This is a genomic window from Cellulomonas sp. (assembly GCF_035634735.1).
In the GTDB taxonomy this organism is placed as follows: domain Bacteria; phylum Actinomycetota; class Actinomycetes; order Actinomycetales; family Cellulomonadaceae; genus Cellulomonas.
Map to the genome: position 1 here is coordinate 1 of NZ_DASQCJ010000190.1, position 18,228 is coordinate 18,228.

14 protein-coding genes and 1 pseudogene are annotated in these 18,228 nt (G+C 77.4%); 8 read left to right on the plus strand and 7 right to left on the minus strand.

Going from position 1 to position 18,228, the window contains the following annotated elements; all coding sequences use genetic code 11:
• A partial coding sequence (locus VER05_RS15690) for a LysR substrate-binding domain-containing protein (protein ID WP_324846251.1) occupies positions 1-517 on the minus strand: 517 nt, incomplete at its 3' end.
• 96 nt (positions 518-613) lie between these two features.
• On the opposite strand from VER05_RS15690, the gene VER05_RS15695 reads away from it, so the two are divergent.
• Positions 614-997 (plus strand): DUF5997 family protein, encoded by a 384-nt coding sequence (locus tag VER05_RS15695; protein WP_324846263.1) that lies wholly within the window; start codon positions 614-616, stop codon positions 995-997.
• A gap of 14 nt (positions 998-1,011) precedes the next feature.
• Here the strand turns inward: VER05_RS15695 and VER05_RS15700 are convergent, their stop codons facing one another.
• The gene (locus VER05_RS15700) at positions 1,012-1,530 is read right to left on the minus strand and encodes a hypothetical protein (protein ID WP_324846252.1); all 519 of its coding nucleotides are present in this window, start codon (positions 1,528-1,530) and stop codon (positions 1,012-1,014) included.
• Between the two features lie 167 nt (positions 1,531-1,697).
• Between VER05_RS15700 and VER05_RS15705 the strand changes: the two genes are divergently transcribed.
• The 7 genes from VER05_RS15705 (at position 1,698) to cydC (ending at position 12,363) form a co-directional block, all read left to right on the plus strand.
• On the plus strand, positions 1,698-2,825 hold the full coding sequence (locus tag VER05_RS15705) for a heme/hemin ABC transporter substrate-binding protein (RefSeq protein WP_324846253.1): 1,128 nt from the start codon (positions 1,698-1,700) through the stop codon (positions 2,823-2,825).
• 5 nt (positions 2,826-2,830) lie between these two features.
• Positions 2,831-3,934, plus strand: a complete 1,104-nt coding sequence (locus tag VER05_RS15710; protein ID WP_414647639.1) for a FecCD family ABC transporter permease — start codon at positions 2,831-2,833, stop codon at positions 3,932-3,934.
• A complete protein-coding gene (locus VER05_RS15715; protein ID WP_324846254.1) occupies positions 3,931-4,743 on the plus strand; it encodes a heme ABC transporter ATP-binding protein in 813 nt (270 codons plus the stop codon). The genes VER05_RS15710 and VER05_RS15715 overlap by 4 nt, the downstream gene beginning before the upstream one ends.
• Positions 4,740-5,645 (plus strand): hypothetical protein, encoded by a 906-nt coding sequence (locus VER05_RS15720; protein ID WP_324846255.1) that lies wholly within the window; start codon positions 4,740-4,742, stop codon positions 5,643-5,645. Before VER05_RS15715 ends, VER05_RS15720 begins: the two co-directional genes overlap by 4 nt.
• A 75-nt stretch (positions 5,646-5,720) precedes the next feature.
• Complete coding sequence (locus tag VER05_RS15725; RefSeq protein WP_324846256.1) at positions 5,721-8,411, plus strand: HtaA domain-containing protein; 2,691 nt, start codon at positions 5,721-5,723, stop codon at positions 8,409-8,411.
• Between the two features lie 149 nt (positions 8,412-8,560).
• Positions 8,561-10,591, plus strand: a complete 2,031-nt coding sequence (locus tag VER05_RS15730; RefSeq protein ID WP_324846257.1) for an ABC transporter ATP-binding protein — start codon at positions 8,561-8,563, stop codon at positions 10,589-10,591.
• On the plus strand, positions 10,588-12,363 hold the full coding sequence (gene cydC / locus VER05_RS15735; protein WP_324846258.1) for a thiol reductant ABC exporter subunit CydC: 1,776 nt from the start codon (positions 10,588-10,590) through the stop codon (positions 12,361-12,363). The genes VER05_RS15730 and cydC overlap by 4 nt, the downstream gene beginning before the upstream one ends.
• A 183-nt stretch (positions 12,364-12,546) precedes the next feature.
• Here cydC and trmB read toward each other — a convergent pair whose 3' ends face one another.
• From trmB to VER05_RS15760, 5 genes and pseudogenes are all read right to left on the minus strand, one after another.
• Entirely contained in the window at positions 12,547-13,359 is an 813-nt protein-coding gene (gene trmB / locus VER05_RS15740; protein WP_324846259.1) for a tRNA (guanosine(46)-N7)-methyltransferase TrmB, read from the minus strand.
• A 55-nt stretch (positions 13,360-13,414) separates the two neighbouring features.
• A complete protein-coding gene (locus VER05_RS15745) occupies positions 13,415-14,197 on the minus strand; it encodes a VOC family protein (protein ID WP_324846260.1) in 783 nt (260 codons plus the stop codon).
• Positions 14,198-14,438: 241 nt separating this feature from the next.
• Complete coding sequence (locus VER05_RS15750) at positions 14,439-15,872, minus strand: UDP-glucose/GDP-mannose dehydrogenase family protein (RefSeq protein ID WP_324846261.1); 1,434 nt, start codon at positions 15,870-15,872, stop codon at positions 14,439-14,441.
• A gap of 56 nt (positions 15,873-15,928) precedes the next feature.
• The gene (locus VER05_RS15755; protein ID WP_324846262.1) at positions 15,929-17,662 is read right to left on the minus strand and encodes a glycoside hydrolase family 26 protein; all 1,734 of its coding nucleotides are present in this window, start codon (positions 17,660-17,662) and stop codon (positions 15,929-15,931) included.
• Positions 17,655-18,228: pseudogene (locus VER05_RS15760) on the minus strand (glycosyl transferase family 2); the annotation flags it as partial. The gene VER05_RS15755 and the pseudogene VER05_RS15760, both read right to left, overlap by 8 nt.

The following is an 18,228-nucleotide window of genomic DNA, read 5'->3' on the forward strand; positions in this document are numbered from 1 at the left end:
ACGTCAGGTCCTTGCGGTGGTGCAGCCGGGCGAGCGACTGCGGGACCAGCAGCAGCCCGACGCCCGACGCGACGAGCGCCACCGCCTCCTCCGTCGTCGCGGGGGTCGGCAGCAGCGACGGCTCGCCGGGCGGGTCGTCCCACCGGAGCACGTCGTCGGCGGGGGTGAGCAGCGTCTCGTCGGCCAGGTCGTCCGCGCCGACCTCGTCGAGCGCGACCAGCAGGTGGTCCTTCGGCAGCACGACGACGGTGGTCTCGACGTATAGCGGGATCGCCGACAGCAGGTCCCGGTCGACCGGGAGCCGGAGCAGGGCGGCGTCGGCCCCGCCGCGGGCGAGCACGGCGCCGGCCTCGGCGGCGGGCGCGTGCACCAGCTCGAGCGGCACGTCGGCGACCCGCTCGCGCCAGGTGCGGACCCAGGAGGCGGGGACGACGCCGGGGACGAGCAGCAGCCGGAACCGCTGCGGGGCGCCGGTCGCGGCGGGGTCGGCGGGCTCGGGCGCGGGGTGCTCGGACATCGGCGTCAGCGTAGCCGCGCCCCGCGTCCGTATCCTGGTGGGGTGACCTCCGAGCCCGCCCCCACGCCCGCCCGCCGCGCGCGCACGCCGCAGACCATGAAGCCGGCCACGGCCGCCGCCAAGCTCGGGGTCTACCTGCCCGCGACGCCCGAGGAGTTCCAGGCGGGTCCGGTGTCCCGCGAGCAGCTCGACGACCTGCAGCGGAACCCCCCGGCGTGGCTGACCGAGCTGCGCAAGAACGGCCCGCACCCGCGGTCCGTCGTGGCCGCGCGGCTGCGCATCTCGACGTCCGGGCTCGCCCGCAACGGCCTCACCGACCCGCTCACGACCGAGCAGATCGACGCGATCGTCGAGGAGTCGCCGGAGTGGCTGCACCGCGAGCGCGCCACCCAGGCCGAGGTGAAGCGCGAGGAGCAGCGCCTGCGCGAGCGCGACGCCGCCCGCGCCGCCGAGGGCAGGGGCGACCGCCCCCGCGGCTGACGCCGGCGCGGGGGTCAGCCGTGGGCGAGGAGCTCCAGGGCGACCACCGCGACGCCCAGGGCGACCTCGGCGACGAGCACGAGCACCTTCTGCCAGGCCGGCAGCGCGACCCGGCGCACCGCGAGCCAGCCGACCACGCCGAGGCTCGCCACCAGCGCGATCGTCGACGCCCGGAGCGCGCCGTCGACGGTCCACGACCCCGACGCGGCGACGCCCACGAAGATCATCGGCAGCACCAGCACGCCGAGCGCGCCGGTGCACACCGCGACCATGTGCCGCGCCTCGGCGGCGGTCGGCAGCGCGGCGTGCACGGCGATGTGCGACACCACGTCGGCCAGCAGCACCGCGAGCAGCGTGCCCCCGACGGTGATGAGCAGGGTGGTCGCCGCGACCCCGGCGGTCACGTCGCCGTGCGACCGCAGCGTGAGCACGACGGCCAGCGCCGCGAACGTGACGTAGACCCGCTCCTTGAGGCGGTCGGCGCGCTCCGCCGGGGTGGGCGCGGGGGCGTCGGCGCGGGCTCGGCGGTCCATCGGCCCAGGCTAGGGCCGGCTCACCCGAACGTGTCCGATCTGTCGGATCTGACGCGGCGTCTTGTCTTCTGAGGGTTGGCTAACTTAGGTTTGGCTCACCTTCGCCGCGGCGCCCCATCGACGGTGCCCCCGTGCGCGAGCCACACCCTCGCAGGAGTCGCTTCGTCATGCCCGCACGCCCGTACGCCCCGCACCGCCGCGCCGCCCGCCGGTCGGTCCCGGCCCTGGTGGCGGCCGTCGTCGTGGCGGTGCTCGCGGGCTGCACGGGCGTGGCAGGCGCGGCCGGGACCGGCGCCGCGGTGGCGGGCGACCGGCCCGCGCTGGCGGACGTCACGCCCGTCGACGACCCGCGCGGCTGGACGGGCGAGCAGACGGCCGTGGCCGCGGCGACCCCCGTCGACCCGGTGGCCGAGGACCCCCGGCCCGCGCTGCCCGTCACGCTGACGGACGCCCAGGGCACCGAGGTCACGGTCACCGACACAAGCCGGGTGCTCGCGCTCGACCTGTACGGCTCGACGTCCCGGATCCTGTTCGAGCTCGGGCTCGGCGGCAGCGTGGTCGGCCGGGACTCGTCGTCCGACTTCCCGGAGATCGCCGACCTGCCCGTGGTCACGACGAGCGGGCACGACCTGTCGGGCGAGGCGATCCTCGAGCTCGCGCCGACGCTCATCCTCACCGACACCACGCTCGGCCCCTGGGACACGGTGCTGCAGATGCGCGACGCGGGCATCCCCGTGGTCGTGGTCGACTCCCACCGCGAGCTCGGCACGGTCGGCGACCTGATCACGTCGGTCGCGGCGGCCGTCGGGCTGCCGGACGAGGGCGCCGCGCTCGCCGAGCGCACCGAGGCGGAGATCGCCGACGTCCGGGCCCAGGTCGACCGGCTGGCGCCCGAGGACCCGGCCGACCGGCTGCGCGTGGTGTTCCTCTACCTGCGCGGCCAGGCCGGCGTGTACTACCTGTTCGGCGAGGGCTCCGGCGCGGACTCGCTCATCGAGGCGCTCGGCGCGGTGGACGTCGCCGGCGAGATCGGCTGGCAGGGGATGCGGCCGGTGACCGACGAGGGCCTGGTCGCCGCCCAGCCGGACCTCGTGCTGGTGATGACGAAGGGGCTGGAGTCGGTCGGCGGCGTCGACGGGCTGCTGGAGCAGCTGCCGGCCGTGGCGCAGACCCCTGCGGGCGAGCACCGGCGGATCGTGGACATGGCCGACACCCAGGTGCTGTCGTTCGGGCCCACCTCCGCGCAGACGCTCGACGCGCTGGCCCGGGCGTTCTACGCGCCGGACGCGTCGTGACGGCGCTGCGCGAGCCCGCCGCGGACCGGGCGGCCGAGGCCCCGGCGGCGCCCGCGCCCGGCCTCGCCCGCACCCGGCACCGCCGCGTGGTCCCGCTCGCGATCGGCCTGGTCGTGGCCCTGCTCGCGCTCGCGGTGGTCGCCGCCGGCACCGGGCAGCTGCGGGTCCCGCCCGCCGAGGTCCTGGGCTCGGTGCTGCACCGGCTCGGCCTGGACGTCGGCCCGCTGCCGAGCCACGCCAACGGCGACGCCGCCCTGTGGACCATCCGGTTCCCGCGCGTCGTGATGGCCGTGCTCGCCGGGGCCGCGCTCGCCACGGCGGGCGCCGTCATGCAGGGCGTCTTCGGCAACCCGCTGGCCGACCCGGGCGTCGTCGGGGTGTCCTCGGGCGCGGCGCTGGCCGCCTGCACCGGCATCGTGTTCGGGCTGAACTTCCTCGGCGCCTTCACGTCGGCGGCGCTGGCGTTCGTCGGGGGCCTGGTCACGACGCTCGTGGTCTACCTGCTGGCCCGGTCGGGCGGTCGCACCGAGGTGGTCACGCTGGTGCTCACCGGCGTCGCCGTGAACGCCGTGGCCGGCGCGGGCATCGCGTTCCTCACCTTCCTCGCCGACACCCAGGCGCGCGAGCAGATCGTGTTCTGGCAGCTCGGCTCGCTGAACGGGACGCGCTGGCAGTACGTCGCGGTGGTCGCGCCGTTCGTGGCGGTCGGGCTGCTCGTGGCGCTGCTGGTCGCGCGGCGGCTGGACCTGCTCGCGCTGGGGGAGCGGGCCGCGCGGCACGTCGGCGTCGACGTCGAGCGGCTGCGGGTGGTCAGCATCGTGGCGGTCGCCCTGCTGACCGCGGCGGCGGTGGCGTTCTGCGGGATCATCGCGTTCGTCGGCCTCGTCGTGCCGCACCTGGTCCGGATGCTCGTGGGCCCCGGCCACCGGGCGCTGGTCCCGCTGAGCGCGCTCGGCGGGGCGGTGCTGCTGCTCGCCGCCGACCTCGTCGCGCGCACCGCCGTGGCCTACGCGGACCTGCCGATCGGCATGCTCACCGCGCTGGTCGGCGGCCCGTTCTTCTTCTGGCTCATCCGCCGCACCCGCCGCCAGGCCGGGGGCTGGGCGTGACCGCGCCGGGCGCTGCGGCCGTGGAGCTGCGCGGGGCCGGGTACGACGTCGACGGCGCGACGCTGCTCGACGGGGTGGACCTGCGGGTGGCGGCCGGCGAGCTGCTCGCGGTCGTCGGCCCGAACGGGGCCGGGAAGTCGACGCTGCTCGGCCTGCTGGCCGGGGACCTGCACCCCGCCCGCGGCTCGGTGACCGCCGACGGCGCGCCCGTCGAGCGCCTGCGGCCGGCGGACCTGGCCCGGCGCCGGGCCGTGCTGCTCCAGGAGCACCGGCTGAGCTTCCCGTTCTCCGTCGCCGAGGTCGTCCGGATGGGCCGCGCGCCCTGGCGCGGCACCGCCGCCGAGGAGGACGACGACCGCCTGGTGGCCGAGGCCGCCGCCTCGGCCGACGTGCGGCACCTCGCCGACCGCCGGTTCCCCACGCTGTCCGGCGGCGAGAAGGCCCGGACCGCGTACGCCCGGGCCCGCGCCCAGGCCACGCCGGTGCTGCTGCTCGACGAGCCGACCGCGGCGCTCGACCTGCGGCACCAGGAGATGCTGCTCGGCCAGGCGCGCGACCTCGCCCGCGCGGGGCACGCCGTGGTCGCCGTCCTGCACGACCTCAGCCTCGCCGGCGCGTACGCCGACCGGGTCCTGCTGCTCGGCGACGGCCGGGTGCGGGGCCTGGGCGCGCCGGCCGACGTGCTGCGCCCCGACCTGCTCGGCGCCGTCTACCGGCACCCGGTCGAGGTCCTCGTCCACCCCCGCACGGGCGACCTGCTCGTGCTGCCAGACCGCACCGCCCGCACCACCCCGGAGGACCCCCGATGACCCCGACGCCGCTCCGCGCCCTCGCGGCCGCCGCGCTCACCGCCGCCGCCGCCCTCGCCACGGCCGGGCCCGCCGCCGCGGCGCCCCAGGTGGTCGTCGCCGGGGAGGGCGGGCAGGCCGTCGCCGCGCCGGACGCGCCCACGAGCGTGCAGGTGTCCGGCACCGGGTTCCAGTCGGTCGCGGGCGGGTTCGGCGGCGTCTACGTGCTGTTCGGCTGGGTCGACCCCGCGAGCGGCGACGGCTGGCGGCCGTCCGCGGGCGGCGTCACCGGCACCCAGTACCGGTACGCCGTCGACGTGCAGGGCCAGGAGAACGCGGGCTACCAGCGGTTCGTCGCGTTCCCCGGCTCGACGACGGCGGTCGAGGCGAACGGCGGCGTCGTCGCCGAGGACGGCTCGTGGGCGACGGACCTGACGATCCCGGGGGCGACGCTCACCGCGCTCGACGCCGACGGCGGGACGGTCGAGGTCGACTGCCGCGTCGTGACCTGCGGCGTCATCACGATCGGCGCGCACGGGGTGGCGAACGCGAACAACGAGTCGTTCACGCCGGTGGCGTTCGAGGCGGCCGGGGCGGGGGACGCGGGCGCGGCGGCCGGCGTGGGCGCGGAGGCGGCCGCCGAGCCCGCGGCCGAGCCGACGACGGCCGGGCCGACGACCGCCGGGCCGACCACCGAGGTGACCGCGGTCGCGGCCCCGGCGGACGACGCCGCGGACGGCGGGGGCTCCGGCGCCGCGCCGTGGGTCGTCGCCGGGTCGGCCGTCGCGGCGGCGGTGGCCGCCACCGTCGCCGGGGTGGCCGGGGCGCGCGCGGCCCGGCGCCGGCGGGAGGCCGAGGCGGTCGTCGTCGGCGCCCCCGGCACGACCCCCGGCGCCGCGCCGGGCGACCAGCAGCAGGACTGACGTCAGGAGGACCGCGGCCCGTCGGGGGGCGCGGCCCGCACGATCGCCCGGGTCCCCGGGCCGGAGAGGGAGACGATGCACCGAGGAACGAGGACCCGCGCCTGGCGCGCGGTGACCGGCGCGCTGGTCGCGCTGGTGGTGGGCGCGGGAACCGCGCTCGTGGCGACCCCCGCGGTCGCGGCGGAGGGGCCGACGCTGCGGGTGTCCGAGACCGCGGGGCTCGACCCCGAGGGGGCCACCCTGACGATCACCGGCGAGAACTACGACACCAGCGCGCTCGGGCTCTACGGCCCGACCGCGGGGCAGTCGGCCGGCGTGTACGTGCAGGTGGGGTGGCTCTCGAGCGCGTGGCGGCCCTCCCAGGGCGCGGCGACCGCGGCCCGCTCCAACGCGTACAGCACGTGGGCGCAGGGCGTGCAGCCCTCCGACAGCAGCTACCTGCAGTGGACCCTCGGCGAGGACGGTCTCGCCGACTTCACCTGGACCGTGACCGTGACCCAGGCGGCGCTGGACGCCAAGGCGCTCGCGGGCGGGTCGCTCGCCGTGTTCACCGTGGGGGCGGGCGGCACGACGCAGGCGGTGAACGAGGTCGCCGTGCCGATCGCGTTCGCCGTGCCGGAGACGCCGAGGGAGCCGGAGACGCCGACGGAGCCTGAGACGCCGACGGAGCCGGAGACGCCGACGGAGCCGGAAACCCCGACGGAGCCCGAGACGCCGGCGCAGCCGGCGGTGCCGACGCTGGCGGTGTCGCCCACGACGGGCCTCGACCCCGAGGGCGCGACGATCACGGTCACCGGCTCGGGCTACGACACCAGCGCGCTCGGGCAGTACGGGCCGAACGCGGGCCGGCCCGCGGGCTTCTACGCCCAGGTCGGCTGGCTGGCGAGCACCTGGCGCCCGTCGGAGGGCGCGGCCTCGTCGGCCCGGACCAACGCCTACTCCGCGTGGGTGCAGGGCGTCAGCGAGACGAGCCCGTACCTGAAGTGGACGCTCGCCGCCGACGGCACCGCGGGCTTCACCTGGACCGTGACCGTGGACAAGGAGACGCTGGACGCGAAGGCGCTCGCGGGCGGCACGCTCGCGGTGTTCACCACCGGCGCCGGCGGCACCACCCAGGCCGGCAACGAGCACGCGGTCCCGATCGCGTTCGCGGCCGCGGGCGGCGAGACCCCGGGCACCCCCGGCGGCGGCGAGGGCGGCGAGACCCCGGGCACGCCCGGCACCCCCGGCACCCCCGGCGGCGAGACCCCGCCCAGCTGCGTCGCGATCGCCGGCGGCACCCTCTCCTGGGGCGTGCGGGACTCGTTCCGCTCCTACATCACGAGCCCGATCGCGAACGGCTCGATCAGCACCACCGGCGTGACCGGCACGGGCCCGTGGACCTGGTCCGCCGGCACCGGGCAGGTCGACGCGGCCGGCCTGGCGACGGCGGCGTGGTCCGGCGGCGTGCGGTTCACCGGCCACGAGGGCGCGCTCGACCTCACGTTCGCGAGCCCCGAGGTGCGGGTCACCGGCGCCAGCACGGCGTCCCTGCTGATGTCCGTGCAGTCCGGCGCGGGCGCGGCGACGCGCGTCGAGGTCGCCACGCTCGACCTGTCCGGCGGCACCGCGGGCTCCACCGCGGGCGAGGTCGCCTGGTCCGGCGTCCCCGCGACGCTCACCGCCGCGGGCAGCACGGCGTTCGCCGGGTTCTACCCGGCCGGCGCGCCGCTCGACCCGGTGTCGTTCACGCTGCCGCTCGGCGCGGCCACGGACTGCGGCACGCCGACGGTCCCGACCACCCCGACGGTCCCGACGACGCCGACCCTGCCCGGCGGCGACGCCGCGCCGGCGCCGGTCCGCGAGGTCCAGGGCCTGACCGCGTCCGGCGCGGTCACCGCGGGCGGCGAGCTCACCCTGACCGCGAACGGGTTCGGCGCGGGCGAGGGCGGCATCCGCCTCGAGCTGCACTCCGACCCGGTGCTGCTGGCGACGCTGACCGCCGACGCGTCCGGCACGGTCGCGGCGACGTTCACCATCCCGGCGTCCACGCCGGCGGGGGCGCACACGCTCGTGCTGATCGGCGCGGGCCAGACGCTCGAGTTCCCGATCACCGTCCAGGCGGCGGCGCCGACCTGCGTGGCCCGGGCCGTGTCCGGGGCGTCGTTCACCTGGGGCGTGCGGGACTCGTTCCGCAGCTACGTCACCGGCCCGATCGCGGGCGGCTCGATCAGCGCCTCCGGCGTCTCGGGCTCCGGCCCGTGGACCTGGTCCGGCGGCACCGGCCGGTACAACACCGCCGGCGACGTCGGCTCGGCCTCCTGGTCGGGCGGCGTGCAGTTCACCGGGCACGCCGGGCAGCTGGACCTGACGTTCTCGAACCCGACGGTCCGCGTCACGAGCGCGTCGTCCGCGACGCTGACGATGACGGTCGCGAGCCCGTCCGGCTCGTCCCGGGTCGCGGTCGCCACGCTGGACCTGTCCGCCGGCTCGGCGTCCTCGGGCGCCTCGCAGGTGGCGTGGTCCGGCGTCCCGGCGACGCTGACCCAGGCCGGCGCGACGGTGTTCCAGGGGTTCTACACCGCGGGCGCCGCGCTCGACCCGGTGTCGTTCACGCTGCCGCTCGGCGCGGAGGTCGAGTGCGACGCCGCGTCCGGCAGCCTGGCCACGACGGGCGCCGAGCCCGGCGACGCGGTCGGCTACGCCCTCGCGCTGCTGCTGTTCGGCGGGCTCCTGACGGCGGCGGCGTACCGTCGCCGGCAGCGCCCCGCCGCGGCGGCGGCCTGATCGACGGGGCGGCGCGGCCGGCCCGGTCGCGCCGCCCCGGCCCCACGGCGCCGGCACGGTGTCGCGCGCGCCGCCCGCGCGTGGCACCGTGTCCGAGCGCGCCCCTGCGCCACCCCACCGCGCCCCACCCCGCTGAACCGAGGACCCGCATGACCGCCCCGCACCCCGGCACCCCCGCCGGCGCCCCCGGCCACCCCGGCGGCCGGCCCTCCGGCAGCGCGGGAGGAGGCCGCCCGGGCGGGCGGCCCGGCGGCGGGCACCCGGGCGGCGCGGGCCACCCGGGCGGCGGGCACCCCGGCGGCGGCCACCCGGGCGGCGGCCGCCCGGGCGGCGGCCACCCCGGCCGGCCCGGCGGCGCGCCGCTCGGCCCGCCCCAGGTCCCGACGCCCCCGCTGGCGCGCCGCACCAGCCTGCTGCCCGCCGTGCTGACCTGGGTCGTCGCGGCCGGCACCACCGCCGTCTACCTCGCGCTCGGCGCGGTCGTCGACGGCGCCCGCACCGGCGCCGGCGTCCCCGCGGGTGCCGTGGTCGCGATCGTCGCCGGCGTCGTCGCTTCGGCCGCCGCGGCCTTCGCGGGCCCGCGCCTGAGCCTCGGCGCCGTCGGCCGCCGCGAGGTCGAGCGCCGCGACGTGCTGCTCGACCAGATGTTCCGGCTCGGCGTCGCGTTCCGGACGCAGGAGCGGTCCGGCCGGTTCGTGTCGACGGCCACCGACGGCGTCGAGCGCGCCGCCTCCTACGAGGTCACCTTCAAGTTCCCGATCATCGCCTCGATGACCGTGCCCGTGATCGCGCTCGTCGCGCTCGGCGCGGCCGTCGACTGGGTGGTGGCCGGCTGGCTGGCCCTGGCGCTGCCCGCGATCCCGCTGCTGGTCAACGGGTTCCAGAAGCTGTTCCGCGGCGTGTCGGTGCAGTACCGGATGACCGCCCGCCGGTTCGCCGCGCAGTTCCTCGACGCGATCCAGGGGCTGCCGACGTCGACGGCGTTCAACCGCGCGTCGGCCAAGGGCGCGGAGCTCGCCCGGAGCGCCGAGCAGCTGCGCCGGATGGTCATGCGGCTGCTCGCCGGCAACCAGGTGGTGCTGCTCGTCATCGACGCCTCGTTCTCGCTGGCCATGGTCGCCGCCGCGGCCGGGCTCGCGATGGCGCGGCTCCGGGACGGCGCGATCACGCCCGGCCAGGCGGTCGCGGTGGTCCTGGTGTCGACCGTGCTGCTGGAGCCGCTCGACCGGGTCGGGCAGTTCTTCTACGTCGGCATGGGCGGCCGCGCGGCGGTCCGGGAAATCGACGCCGTCCTCGCGCAGCCGGCCACCGCCGGCGACGCCCCGGGCGTGCGCGCGCCCGCGACCAGCACGTTCCACGTGAATCCTCGCGCGGCGGCCGGTGCGGGCGACGGGTCCGCGCCCGCGGGCGACCCGCGTCCCGAGGCCGTCGCGCTCGACCACGTCTCGTTCGCCTACCCCGGCGGCCGCCCGGTGCTCGACGACGTGTCGTTCGCCGTCCCGCGCGGCGGGCGGGTCGCGCTGATCGGCCCGTCCGGCTCCGGCAAGAGCACGGTCGCCGCGCTGGTCCAGGCGCACCTGCGCCCCGCGTCCGGCGCCGTCCGCGTCGGCGGGCACGACGCGACGGCCGTGCCCGTGGACTGGGTGCGCGCGCAGACCGCCGTCGTCGCGCAGACCACCTACCTGTTCACCGGCACTCTGGCGGACAACCTGCGGCTCGCCGCGCCCGACGCCGACGACGACCGGCTGTGGCACGCGCTCGCGGAGGCGAACCTCGCCGACGACGTCCGCCGGTTCCCCGACCGGCTCGCCACCCGGGTCGGCGAGCGCGGGCTGTCGCTGTCCGGCGGCCAGGCCCAGCGGCTCGCCGTCGCCCGCGCGCTGCTCAAGGACGCGCCGGTGCTGCTGCTCGACGAGCCCACCAGCCAGGTCGACGCCGCCTCCGAGGCCGCGCTGGTCGAGGCGCTCGACCGGGCCGGCGCGGGGCGCACCGTCGTCGTCGTCGCGCACCGGCTGAGCACCGTCCGCGGCGCGGACGAGGTGCTGGTGCTCGCCGAGGGCCGGATCGTCGAGCAGGGGCCGCCGGACCGGCTCGGCAGCATCGACTCGTACTACGCCCGCGCGCTGGACCTGTCCGGCGTCGGCGCGGGCCCGCTCACCGAGCAGGAGGCCCGCCCGTGAGCGCCACCGCGACCCGCCCCGCCGGCCCCACCCGCCCCGCCGGGACCGCCGCCGACGCCCCGCTGAGCCGGGCCGCGATCTCCCGCCGCCTGGTCCGGTTCGGCCGCCCCGTGCTGCCGCCGCTGGCCGCGTCCCTGGTCTGCCGGGTGCTCGGCCAGCTGCTCGGCATCGCCCTGCTCGGCGTCTCGGCCTGGGGCGTCGCCCGCGTCGCCGAGGACCCCGCCGCGCCGATCGCGCCGGTCGTGTGGACGCTGGTCGTGCTGTCGCTGGTCAAGGGCGTGCTGCGCTACCTGGAGCAGTTCACCGGCCACGCCGTCGCGTTCCGGGCGCTGGCGATGCTGCGCGTCGACTTCTACGACCGGCTCGCCCCGCAGTCGCCGGCCGGGGTGCTGTCCCGGCGCACCGGGGACCTGGTGAACCGCGCGACCAAGGACGTCGACCGGGTCGAGGTCTTCTTCGCCCACACGCTGGTGCCCGCGGTGAGCGCCGTCGTCGTGCCGGTCGTGGTGCTGGTCGTGCTGGCCGTCGGGTACGACCCGGTGCTCGCGCTGGTGCTGCTGCCGTTCCTCGTGCTGGTCGGCGCCGTCGTCCCCGGGTGGGGCCGGGACCCGAGCGCGGCGGCCGCGACCCGGGTCCGTGCCGCGCGCGGCCGGCTCGCCCAGCTCGTGACCGAGTCGCTGCAGGGCGTCCGCGAGGTGCTGGCGTTCGGCGCCGCCGGTCGCCGCCGGGCCGAGGCCCGGGACGTCGCCGCCGAGGTGGACGCCGGCCTCGCGGGCCTCGCGACCTGGACCGCCCGCCGGCGCGCGGCGAACTCCGTGCTGATGGTCGGCGCGGTGGTGACCGTGGCCCTCGCCGGCGCCGCGCGGGTCGGCTCGGGCGCGCTGGACTGGCCCGCGTACGCCGTCGCGGTCGTGCTCGCGCTGGCGGTGTTCACCCCGGTGCTCGCGGTCGAGGACGTGGCGCCCGACCTGGAGCAGGCGTTCGCGGCGGCCCGGCGGATCTGGCGGATCACCGACGCCGCCCCCGCCACCACCTCGCCGGCCGACCCGGTGCCGCTGCCCGACGGGCCGCTCGACATCCGGTTCGAGGGCGTGGGGTTCACCTACCCCGCGCCCGACCTCGACCCCGACGACCCGGCCGCGGCCGCGCTGCGCGCCGTGGAGCGCCGCCCCGTGCTGACGGGGCTCGACCTGCACGTGCCGGCGGGCGGCACCACCGCGGTCGTCGGCTCGTCCGGCTCGGGGAAGTCGACGCTGGTGAACCTGCTGACCCGAGCCTGGGACCCGGACGCGGGGCGGGTGCTGCTCGGCGGCGTCGACGTCCGGGACGTGTCGCTCGAGGACCTGCGCCGGCACGTCGCCGTCGTCGGCCAGAGCACGTACCTGTTCAACGACACCCTCGCGGCCAACCTCCGCCTCGCCGCGCCGGACGCCACCGACGCCGATCTGGAGGCCGCGTGCCGGCGGGCCGCCCTGCACGACGCGGTCGTGGCGATGCCGGACGGCTACCAGACCCGGGTCGGCGAGATGGGGGAGCGGCTGTCCGGCGGGCAGCGGCAGCGGGTCGCCATCGCGCGGGCCCTGCTGCTGGACGCCCCGGTGCTCGTGCTCGACGAGGCGACCAGCCAGCTCGACGTCGCGACCGAGGCGGAGATCCAGGACGCGCTGGCCGAGGCGGCGCGGGGGCGGACGGTCCTGGTGATCGCGCACCGCCCCGGCGCGGTCCGCACCGCCGACCGGGTCCTGCGCATCGACGACCTCGCCCGCGGCTGACCGCCCGCCGGGCGCGCGGGTGGGGCCGCGCCCGCCAGCGAGGGGGTAGCCGACGCGTCGAACGAGTACCCGGCGGGTACTCGCTCGACGTGTTCCGTACCCCCTCGGCGTGCGCGAGCCCGGCGTGCGTGAGCCCGGCGTGCGCGAGCCCGCCGCGTGCGTCGGCGCGGGCGCGGGCGCGCGTCAGGCCGTGCGGACCGCGATGACGTCGCGGGACGGGCGGCCCGCCTCGGCGCCGCGGCGCTCGAACTTGGTCACGGGGCGGTGCGCCGGCCGCGGGGCGAAGCCGCCATGCGGGTTGGTCAGCCCGGGGTCCGCCGCGACGACCTCCAGCATCTGCTCGGCGTACTCGGCCCAGTCGGTCGCGCAGTGCAGCGTGCCGCCGAGCCGGAGCCGGCTGCGCAGGAGCGCGACGTGCTCGGGGGCGATGATCCGGCGCTTGTGGTGCTTCGCCTTCGGCCACGGGTCGGGGAAGAACACGTGCACGGCGTCGAGCGAGCCGGCCGCGATCGTCTGCCGCACCAGGTCGAGGGCGTCCCCGTGCGCGACCCGCACGTTCGTCAGCCGCTGCTCCTCGACCAGCACGAGCAGGTTCGCGATGCCGGGCAGGTGCGCCTCGACGGCGAGGTAGTCCCGGCCCGGGTCGGCGGCGGCCATCGCAGCGGTGGCGTCGCCCATGCCGGAGCCGATCTCCAGGACGAGCGGAGCCGACCGGCCGAACAGCCGCGCCGCGTCCAGGGTGCCGTCGGGCGCGGTCGGGGGGAGGCCGAGCGCGGGGTCGTGCACCGAGACGCCGAACCGGGGCCACAGCCGCTCGAGGGCGTCGGCCCGCCGCTCGCCGAGCGCCGCGCGGCGCGGGTGGAAGGTGCGGATCGGGTCGCCCTCGGCGTTCGGGGCGTGCTGGAACGCGTCGCCGGGCCGCGCGCCGGCGTCGGGGTGGGCGCCGCGGGGACCGTCGGCGGTCGGGGGAGCGGGGCGGTCGTCCGGGTCGGGCACGCGTCGAGGGTAGCCGCGCAGGCGCACCCGACCGCGCCCGGCCGCCGCCGCCGGGTCAGGCCCCGGCGGCCGCCGCGCCCTCCCCGGTGCCCGGCCCCATCAGCCCGAGCCGCTCGCCGAACGGCCCGGTGATCGACGCGACCCGCCCGTACGGCGAGTCCTCGGCCGGCAGGTGCACCCCGCCGCCCAGCCGGGTGGCCGCCGCGACGACGGCGTCGGTGTCCGCGACCCGCACGTACAGGCACCACTCCGCGCGGTCCCACCCGCCGCCGATCCCGGCCACCGGTTCCCCGTCGAGCAGCAGCGTGGTGTAGTCGAACCCGGGCGTGCTGATGTCCTGCAGCACGTAGTCGAACACCGCGGGGTAGAACGCCCGCGCCGCGGTCGGGTCGCCGGACATGTGCTCGGCCCAGGCGATCGCGCCGGGCTCGTCGACGACCTCGGCCCCGAGCGACGTGCCCGCCTGCCACAGCGCGACCGCCGCGCCGGCCGGGTCCGCGAGCACGGCCATCGCGCCGAACGCCATCACGTCCACCGGGCCGGCGAGCACCGTGGCGCCGGCCGCGGCGGCCCGGTCCGCGGAGCCGGCGGCGTCGGGCGTCGCGAGGAACGGCAGCCAGGCGACCGGCGCGTCCGGGTCGGGCCGGTAGCCGTTGAGCGCCGCGGCGCGCCGGCCGCCGACCAGGGCCTCGGAGTAGAACCCGGTCTCCTCCGGCCCGACCGCGAACTCCCAGCCGAGCAGCGCGCCGTAGAACCGGCGGCCGAGCTCCAGGTCGGGCACCGCGAGCTCGGCCCAGCAGGGCGTGCCCTCGGGCCAGGGCGTGTCGCGCACGGTCATGTCGTCCCCCTCGGTGGGTCGGGCGCGGGCCGCGGGGTGACCCCGCAAACCCCTGACGGTGGAACGTCGTGGCGGACACGCCGCCGGCGTGTCGGTCACAACCTTCCACCGTGGGCCGTTCGACGCGAGCGCGACGCGCGCGCCCGCCCGACCGCCCCGGGCACGGCAGAGGGGCGCCCCGGCGGGCCGGCGCTCCCTCCGCGCGCCGACCCGCCAGGACGCCCCGTCCCGTGGCCGCCCGTCAGGCGGCGAGCCGCCCCAGACCCGCGAACTCCCAGCCGGCGGAGCGCCAGCGGTTCGGGTCCAGCTTGCCGCGCGCGTCGACGACGCGGGGCGTGGCGGTGAGCGGCGCCAGCCTGTCGGCGTCCGCGGTGGCGAACTGGTCCCACTCGGTGAGCACCAGGACGACGTCGGTGCCCTCGACGGCCTCCTCGATCGAGGTGGCGTACGACAGGGTCGGGAACGACCGGCGCGCGGTGTCGCCCGCCTCGGGGTCGAACACGGTGACCTGGGCGCCGCGCAGGTGCAGCGCCGCCGCGACGTTCAGCGCCGGGGAGTCGCGGACGTCGTCGGTGTCCGGCTTGAACGCCGCGCCGAGCACGCCGATCCGGCGGTTGAGCACCGAGCCGCCGCAGGCCTCGACCGCCATGTCCAGCACGCGCTCGCGCTGGCCCATGTTGATCTCGTCGACCTGCTGCAGCAGGGCCGAGGCGCGGTAGGCGCCGAGCTCGTTGGCGCGGTGCATGAGCGCGCGGATGTCCTTCGGGAGGCAGCCGCCGCCGAAGCCGAGGCCGGCGTTGAGGAACTGCCGGCCGATGCGGATGTCGTGGCCGAGCGCGTCGGCGAGGACCGTGACGTCGGCGCCCGCGGCCTCGCACACCGTGGAGATCGCGTTGATGAACGAGATCTTGGTGGCGAGGAACGCGTTCGCGCTGACCTTGACGAGCTCGGCGGTCGGCAGGTCGGTCACGACGACCGGGGTGCCCTCGGCGATCGGGCCGGCGTAGACCTCGCGCAGCGTGGCCTCGGCCCGGGGGGAGGTGCCACCGAGCACGATGCGGTCGGGGTGCAGCGTGTCGTCGACCGCCTTGCCCTCGCGGAGGAACTCCGGGTTCCAGACCAGCTCGAGCGAGACGCCGGCCGGGGCCGCCGCGGCGACGAGCTCGCGCAGCCGGGCGGCGGTGCCGACCGGGACGGTCGACTTGCCGACGATCAGCGCGTCCTTGGTGAGGTTCTTCGCGATCGTGGTCGCGGCGGACTCCACGTAGGACAGGTTCGCGGCGTGGCTGGTCTTCATCTGCGGCGTGCCGACGCAGATGAAGTGCACGTCGCCCCAGGCCGCCGCGGCGGTGAGGTCCGTGGTGAACCGCAGCCGGCCGGTCTCGAGGTGCTTCTCCAGCAGCGGGTCCAGCCCGGGCTCGAAGAACGGCACCTTGCCCGCGGCGAGGGCGTCGACCTTGCCCTGGTCGACGTCGGCGCCGAGGACCTCGAAGCCGAGCTCGGCCATGGCGACCGCGTGCGTGGCGCCGAGGTACCCGGTGCCGTACACGGCGATCTTGAGCGGACCGGCCGGGGCGCCGCCGGTCGAGCCGGCCTCCGGCTCCTCGACGGGCAGGCCGGCCGCGGCCAGGCCCTCGGCGGACAGGGCGGCGGCGGAGAGGGACGCGTCGTTCATGGCAGTGCTCCTCACGGTGGGGCGCGGGTGGCGGGGAGTGCGGGTCCGGCGGGCGGTCACGGGGTCGCCGCCGGGGTCGGGGTGGCGGAGGCGGTCGCGCTGGGCGACGGCGACGGCGAGGCGCTGGGCGCCGCGCTCGGTGCCGGGCTCGCGGTCGGCGACGGCGTGGCGGTGGGTGCGGCGGTGGGTGCCGGGGCGGCCGCGGCCGCCGCGGGCTCCTCCGCCGCCGGTGCCGCGGCGGTCGCGGCCGGCGCGGTGGCCAGCACCGTCCCGCCGAAGTTGCGCGCGGTGCCCGCCAGGCCGGTGCGGAACGCCTCGAGGCTGTTGGCCCGGGAGTCGACGCGCCAGTCGTTGGTGGCGAGCTGCCCGTCGACGTAGGTCGTCACCGCGAGGTTGAACCAGGCGAAGCCGATCACGTCGTCGTTGCGGCCGGGGTCGAAGCCCTCGAAGAACGACGTCACCCAGGCGGGCTTGGTGCCGCCGACCTCGGACGCGCCGACCTCCGCCAGCAGGATCTTCTTGTCGGTGATCTCGCGGAGCTGGTTCAGCGTCCGGTCGAACGTGTACGAGAAGGTCGCGTCGTTGTCCGCCTTGTACGGCGGGCGCTGGTAGCCGGAGACGCCGACCCAGTCCACGTACGCGTCGCCGGGGTACAGCGACCGCAGGAAGTCGGTGCCCTGGTTGGCGGCCGGCAAGTTGTTGACGATGTTCGGCGCCCAGACCCAGATGACGTACTGGTTGGCGCCGTTCGCCTCGAAGACGTCGTGGACGTGCTGCCACATCTTCACGTAGTCGCCGACGTTGTTGCCGTTGATCGGGGCGCCGGAGCCGGTCTGCTCGGCCCAGGGGTACCAGACGCCGTTCATCTCGTGGTCCAGCCGGATCGCGAGCGGCAGGCCGGTCGACGCGATGTCCTTCGCGTACTGGGTGAGGTAGGCGTCGAAGTCGCCGGCGATGATCTTCGGCAGGGTGTAGTCCGGCTCGTCGACCACGTCGTTGCCGGACCCGATCGGCCGGGACTCCCAGGTGAGCATCGGCAGCATGCCGCGCTGCCAGGCGCGGGTCACGGCGTTGGCGCGGTACGCCTCGTCCCAGCCGCCGAAGAAGCCGACCATCGACTGCTGCCGGCCGACCTCGTTCGCCGCGTCGTCGAACGTGGCCCAGTTGAACGGGGCCTGCTCGGTGTACATGCCGAAGTAGCGGCTGGTCGGGTTCACCAGCGCCGCCTTGCTCGGGGCGGTCGGCTTGGTGGGCGCGGCCGGGGTGCTCGGGTTGTCCGGGCGCGGGGGGCTCGGGTTGGCCGCGCCGGAGCCGCCGCCGGAGCCGGACGCGGCGGCCGAGCCGCCGCGGCCCGAGCGGGACGAGGAGCCGGACGACTTCGAGGAGCCGGACGACCCGGAGGTGGCCTTCTTGTCGCCCTCGGCGGCCGCCGCGGCGGCGGCGTCGGCCTCGCGCTGCGCCTGGTTCTGGGCCGCGGACTCCTCGCCCTTCTTGCGGGCGGCCTGCTCGTCGCCCAGGACCTCGCGCAGGGCGTCGGCCTGCGCGCGGCTGGACTGGAGCTGGCCCTCGAGCTCGGCGTTCCGCTGCTGGAGCGCGAGCTCGGCGGCGGTCGGCTCGTCGGCCTGGGCGTTGACGATCGAGGAGACCGTCGGCAGGTTCCACACGACGGCGGTGACGGCCACGAGGGCCAGGACGATGACGGCGGTCGCGACGCGGGCGCGGACGGTCATCCGGCCCATCGTCGGGGCCCACCAGTGCTTGCCGCTGGGCGGGATCGGTGCGTCAGACATAGAGGAGGGCCTCCAGGGCGAACAGGACCACGGCGATCACGTAGGGGATCGCCGCGAGCGGGTTGAGCCGCCGGCGGGCGGGCGCGGGCGCGGCGGCACGGGCGTGCCGGCGCGAGCTCTCGGGAAGGGTGGCGAGCGCGGCCTCCCGGTCGGGCGCGGCCAGGTGGGGCTGCGCCAGGACGGTGGTCGCGGCCGGGGTGCTCTCCGGCGCGTCGCCGGCCGCGAGAGCGGCGGGCGAGACGTGCGCGTGGACCGGGGTGCCCGGGTCCGTAGCGTGGTCCCGCTGCGTCGGGAACCCGCCGCCGGGACGGTCGACGACGTCGACCGGTGCGGTGCCGGACATCAGGCCGAGCTCGGCCTCGAGGGACGAGTCCCGCGGCGTCTTCTCGGAGAAGCCCGGGTCGCCACCGGCGTAGGCGCCGGCACGGGTGCCCCAGCCGGAGGCGTGCGCCATGCGCAGGAAGCCGAGCAGGCGGACCGGCATGAGGAAGAACGTCGAGACGATGATGAAGATCGGCAGCCGGAAGAAGTCGCTGGGGACCTCCTGCAGGTGCCGGATCTGCCGG

What these genes read in the sequence shown, in the direction of transcription:
- VER05_RS15725 (WP_324846256.1), top strand. Translation starts at nt 5,721, where the DNA reads ATGCACCGAGGAACGAGGACCCGCGCCTGGCGCGCGGTGACCGGCGCG.
- VER05_RS15720 (WP_324846255.1), top strand. Translation starts at nt 4,740, where the DNA reads ATGACCCCGACGCCGCTCCGCGCCCTCGCGGCCGCCGCGCTCACCGCC.
- VER05_RS15745 (WP_324846260.1), bottom strand. Translation starts at nt 14,197, where the DNA reads ATGACCGTGCGCGACACGCCCTGGCCCGAGGGCACGCCCTGCTGGGCC.
- VER05_RS15750 (WP_324846261.1), bottom strand. Translation starts at nt 15,872, where the DNA reads ATGAACGACGCGTCCCTCTCCGCCGCCGCCCTGTCCGCCGAGGGCCTG.
- VER05_RS15695 (WP_324846263.1), top strand. Translation starts at nt 614, where the DNA reads ATGAAGCCGGCCACGGCCGCCGCCAAGCTCGGGGTCTACCTGCCCGCG.
- VER05_RS15705 (WP_324846253.1), top strand. Translation starts at nt 1,698, where the DNA reads ATGCCCGCACGCCCGTACGCCCCGCACCGCCGCGCCGCCCGCCGGTCG.
- VER05_RS15700 (WP_324846252.1), bottom strand. Translation starts at nt 1,530, where the DNA reads ATGGACCGCCGAGCCCGCGCCGACGCCCCCGCGCCCACCCCGGCGGAG.
- VER05_RS15730 (WP_324846257.1), top strand. Translation starts at nt 8,561, where the DNA reads ATGACCGCCCCGCACCCCGGCACCCCCGCCGGCGCCCCCGGCCACCCC.
- VER05_RS15755 (WP_324846262.1), bottom strand. Translation starts at nt 17,662, where the DNA reads ATGTCTGACGCACCGATCCCGCCCAGCGGCAAGCACTGGTGGGCCCCG.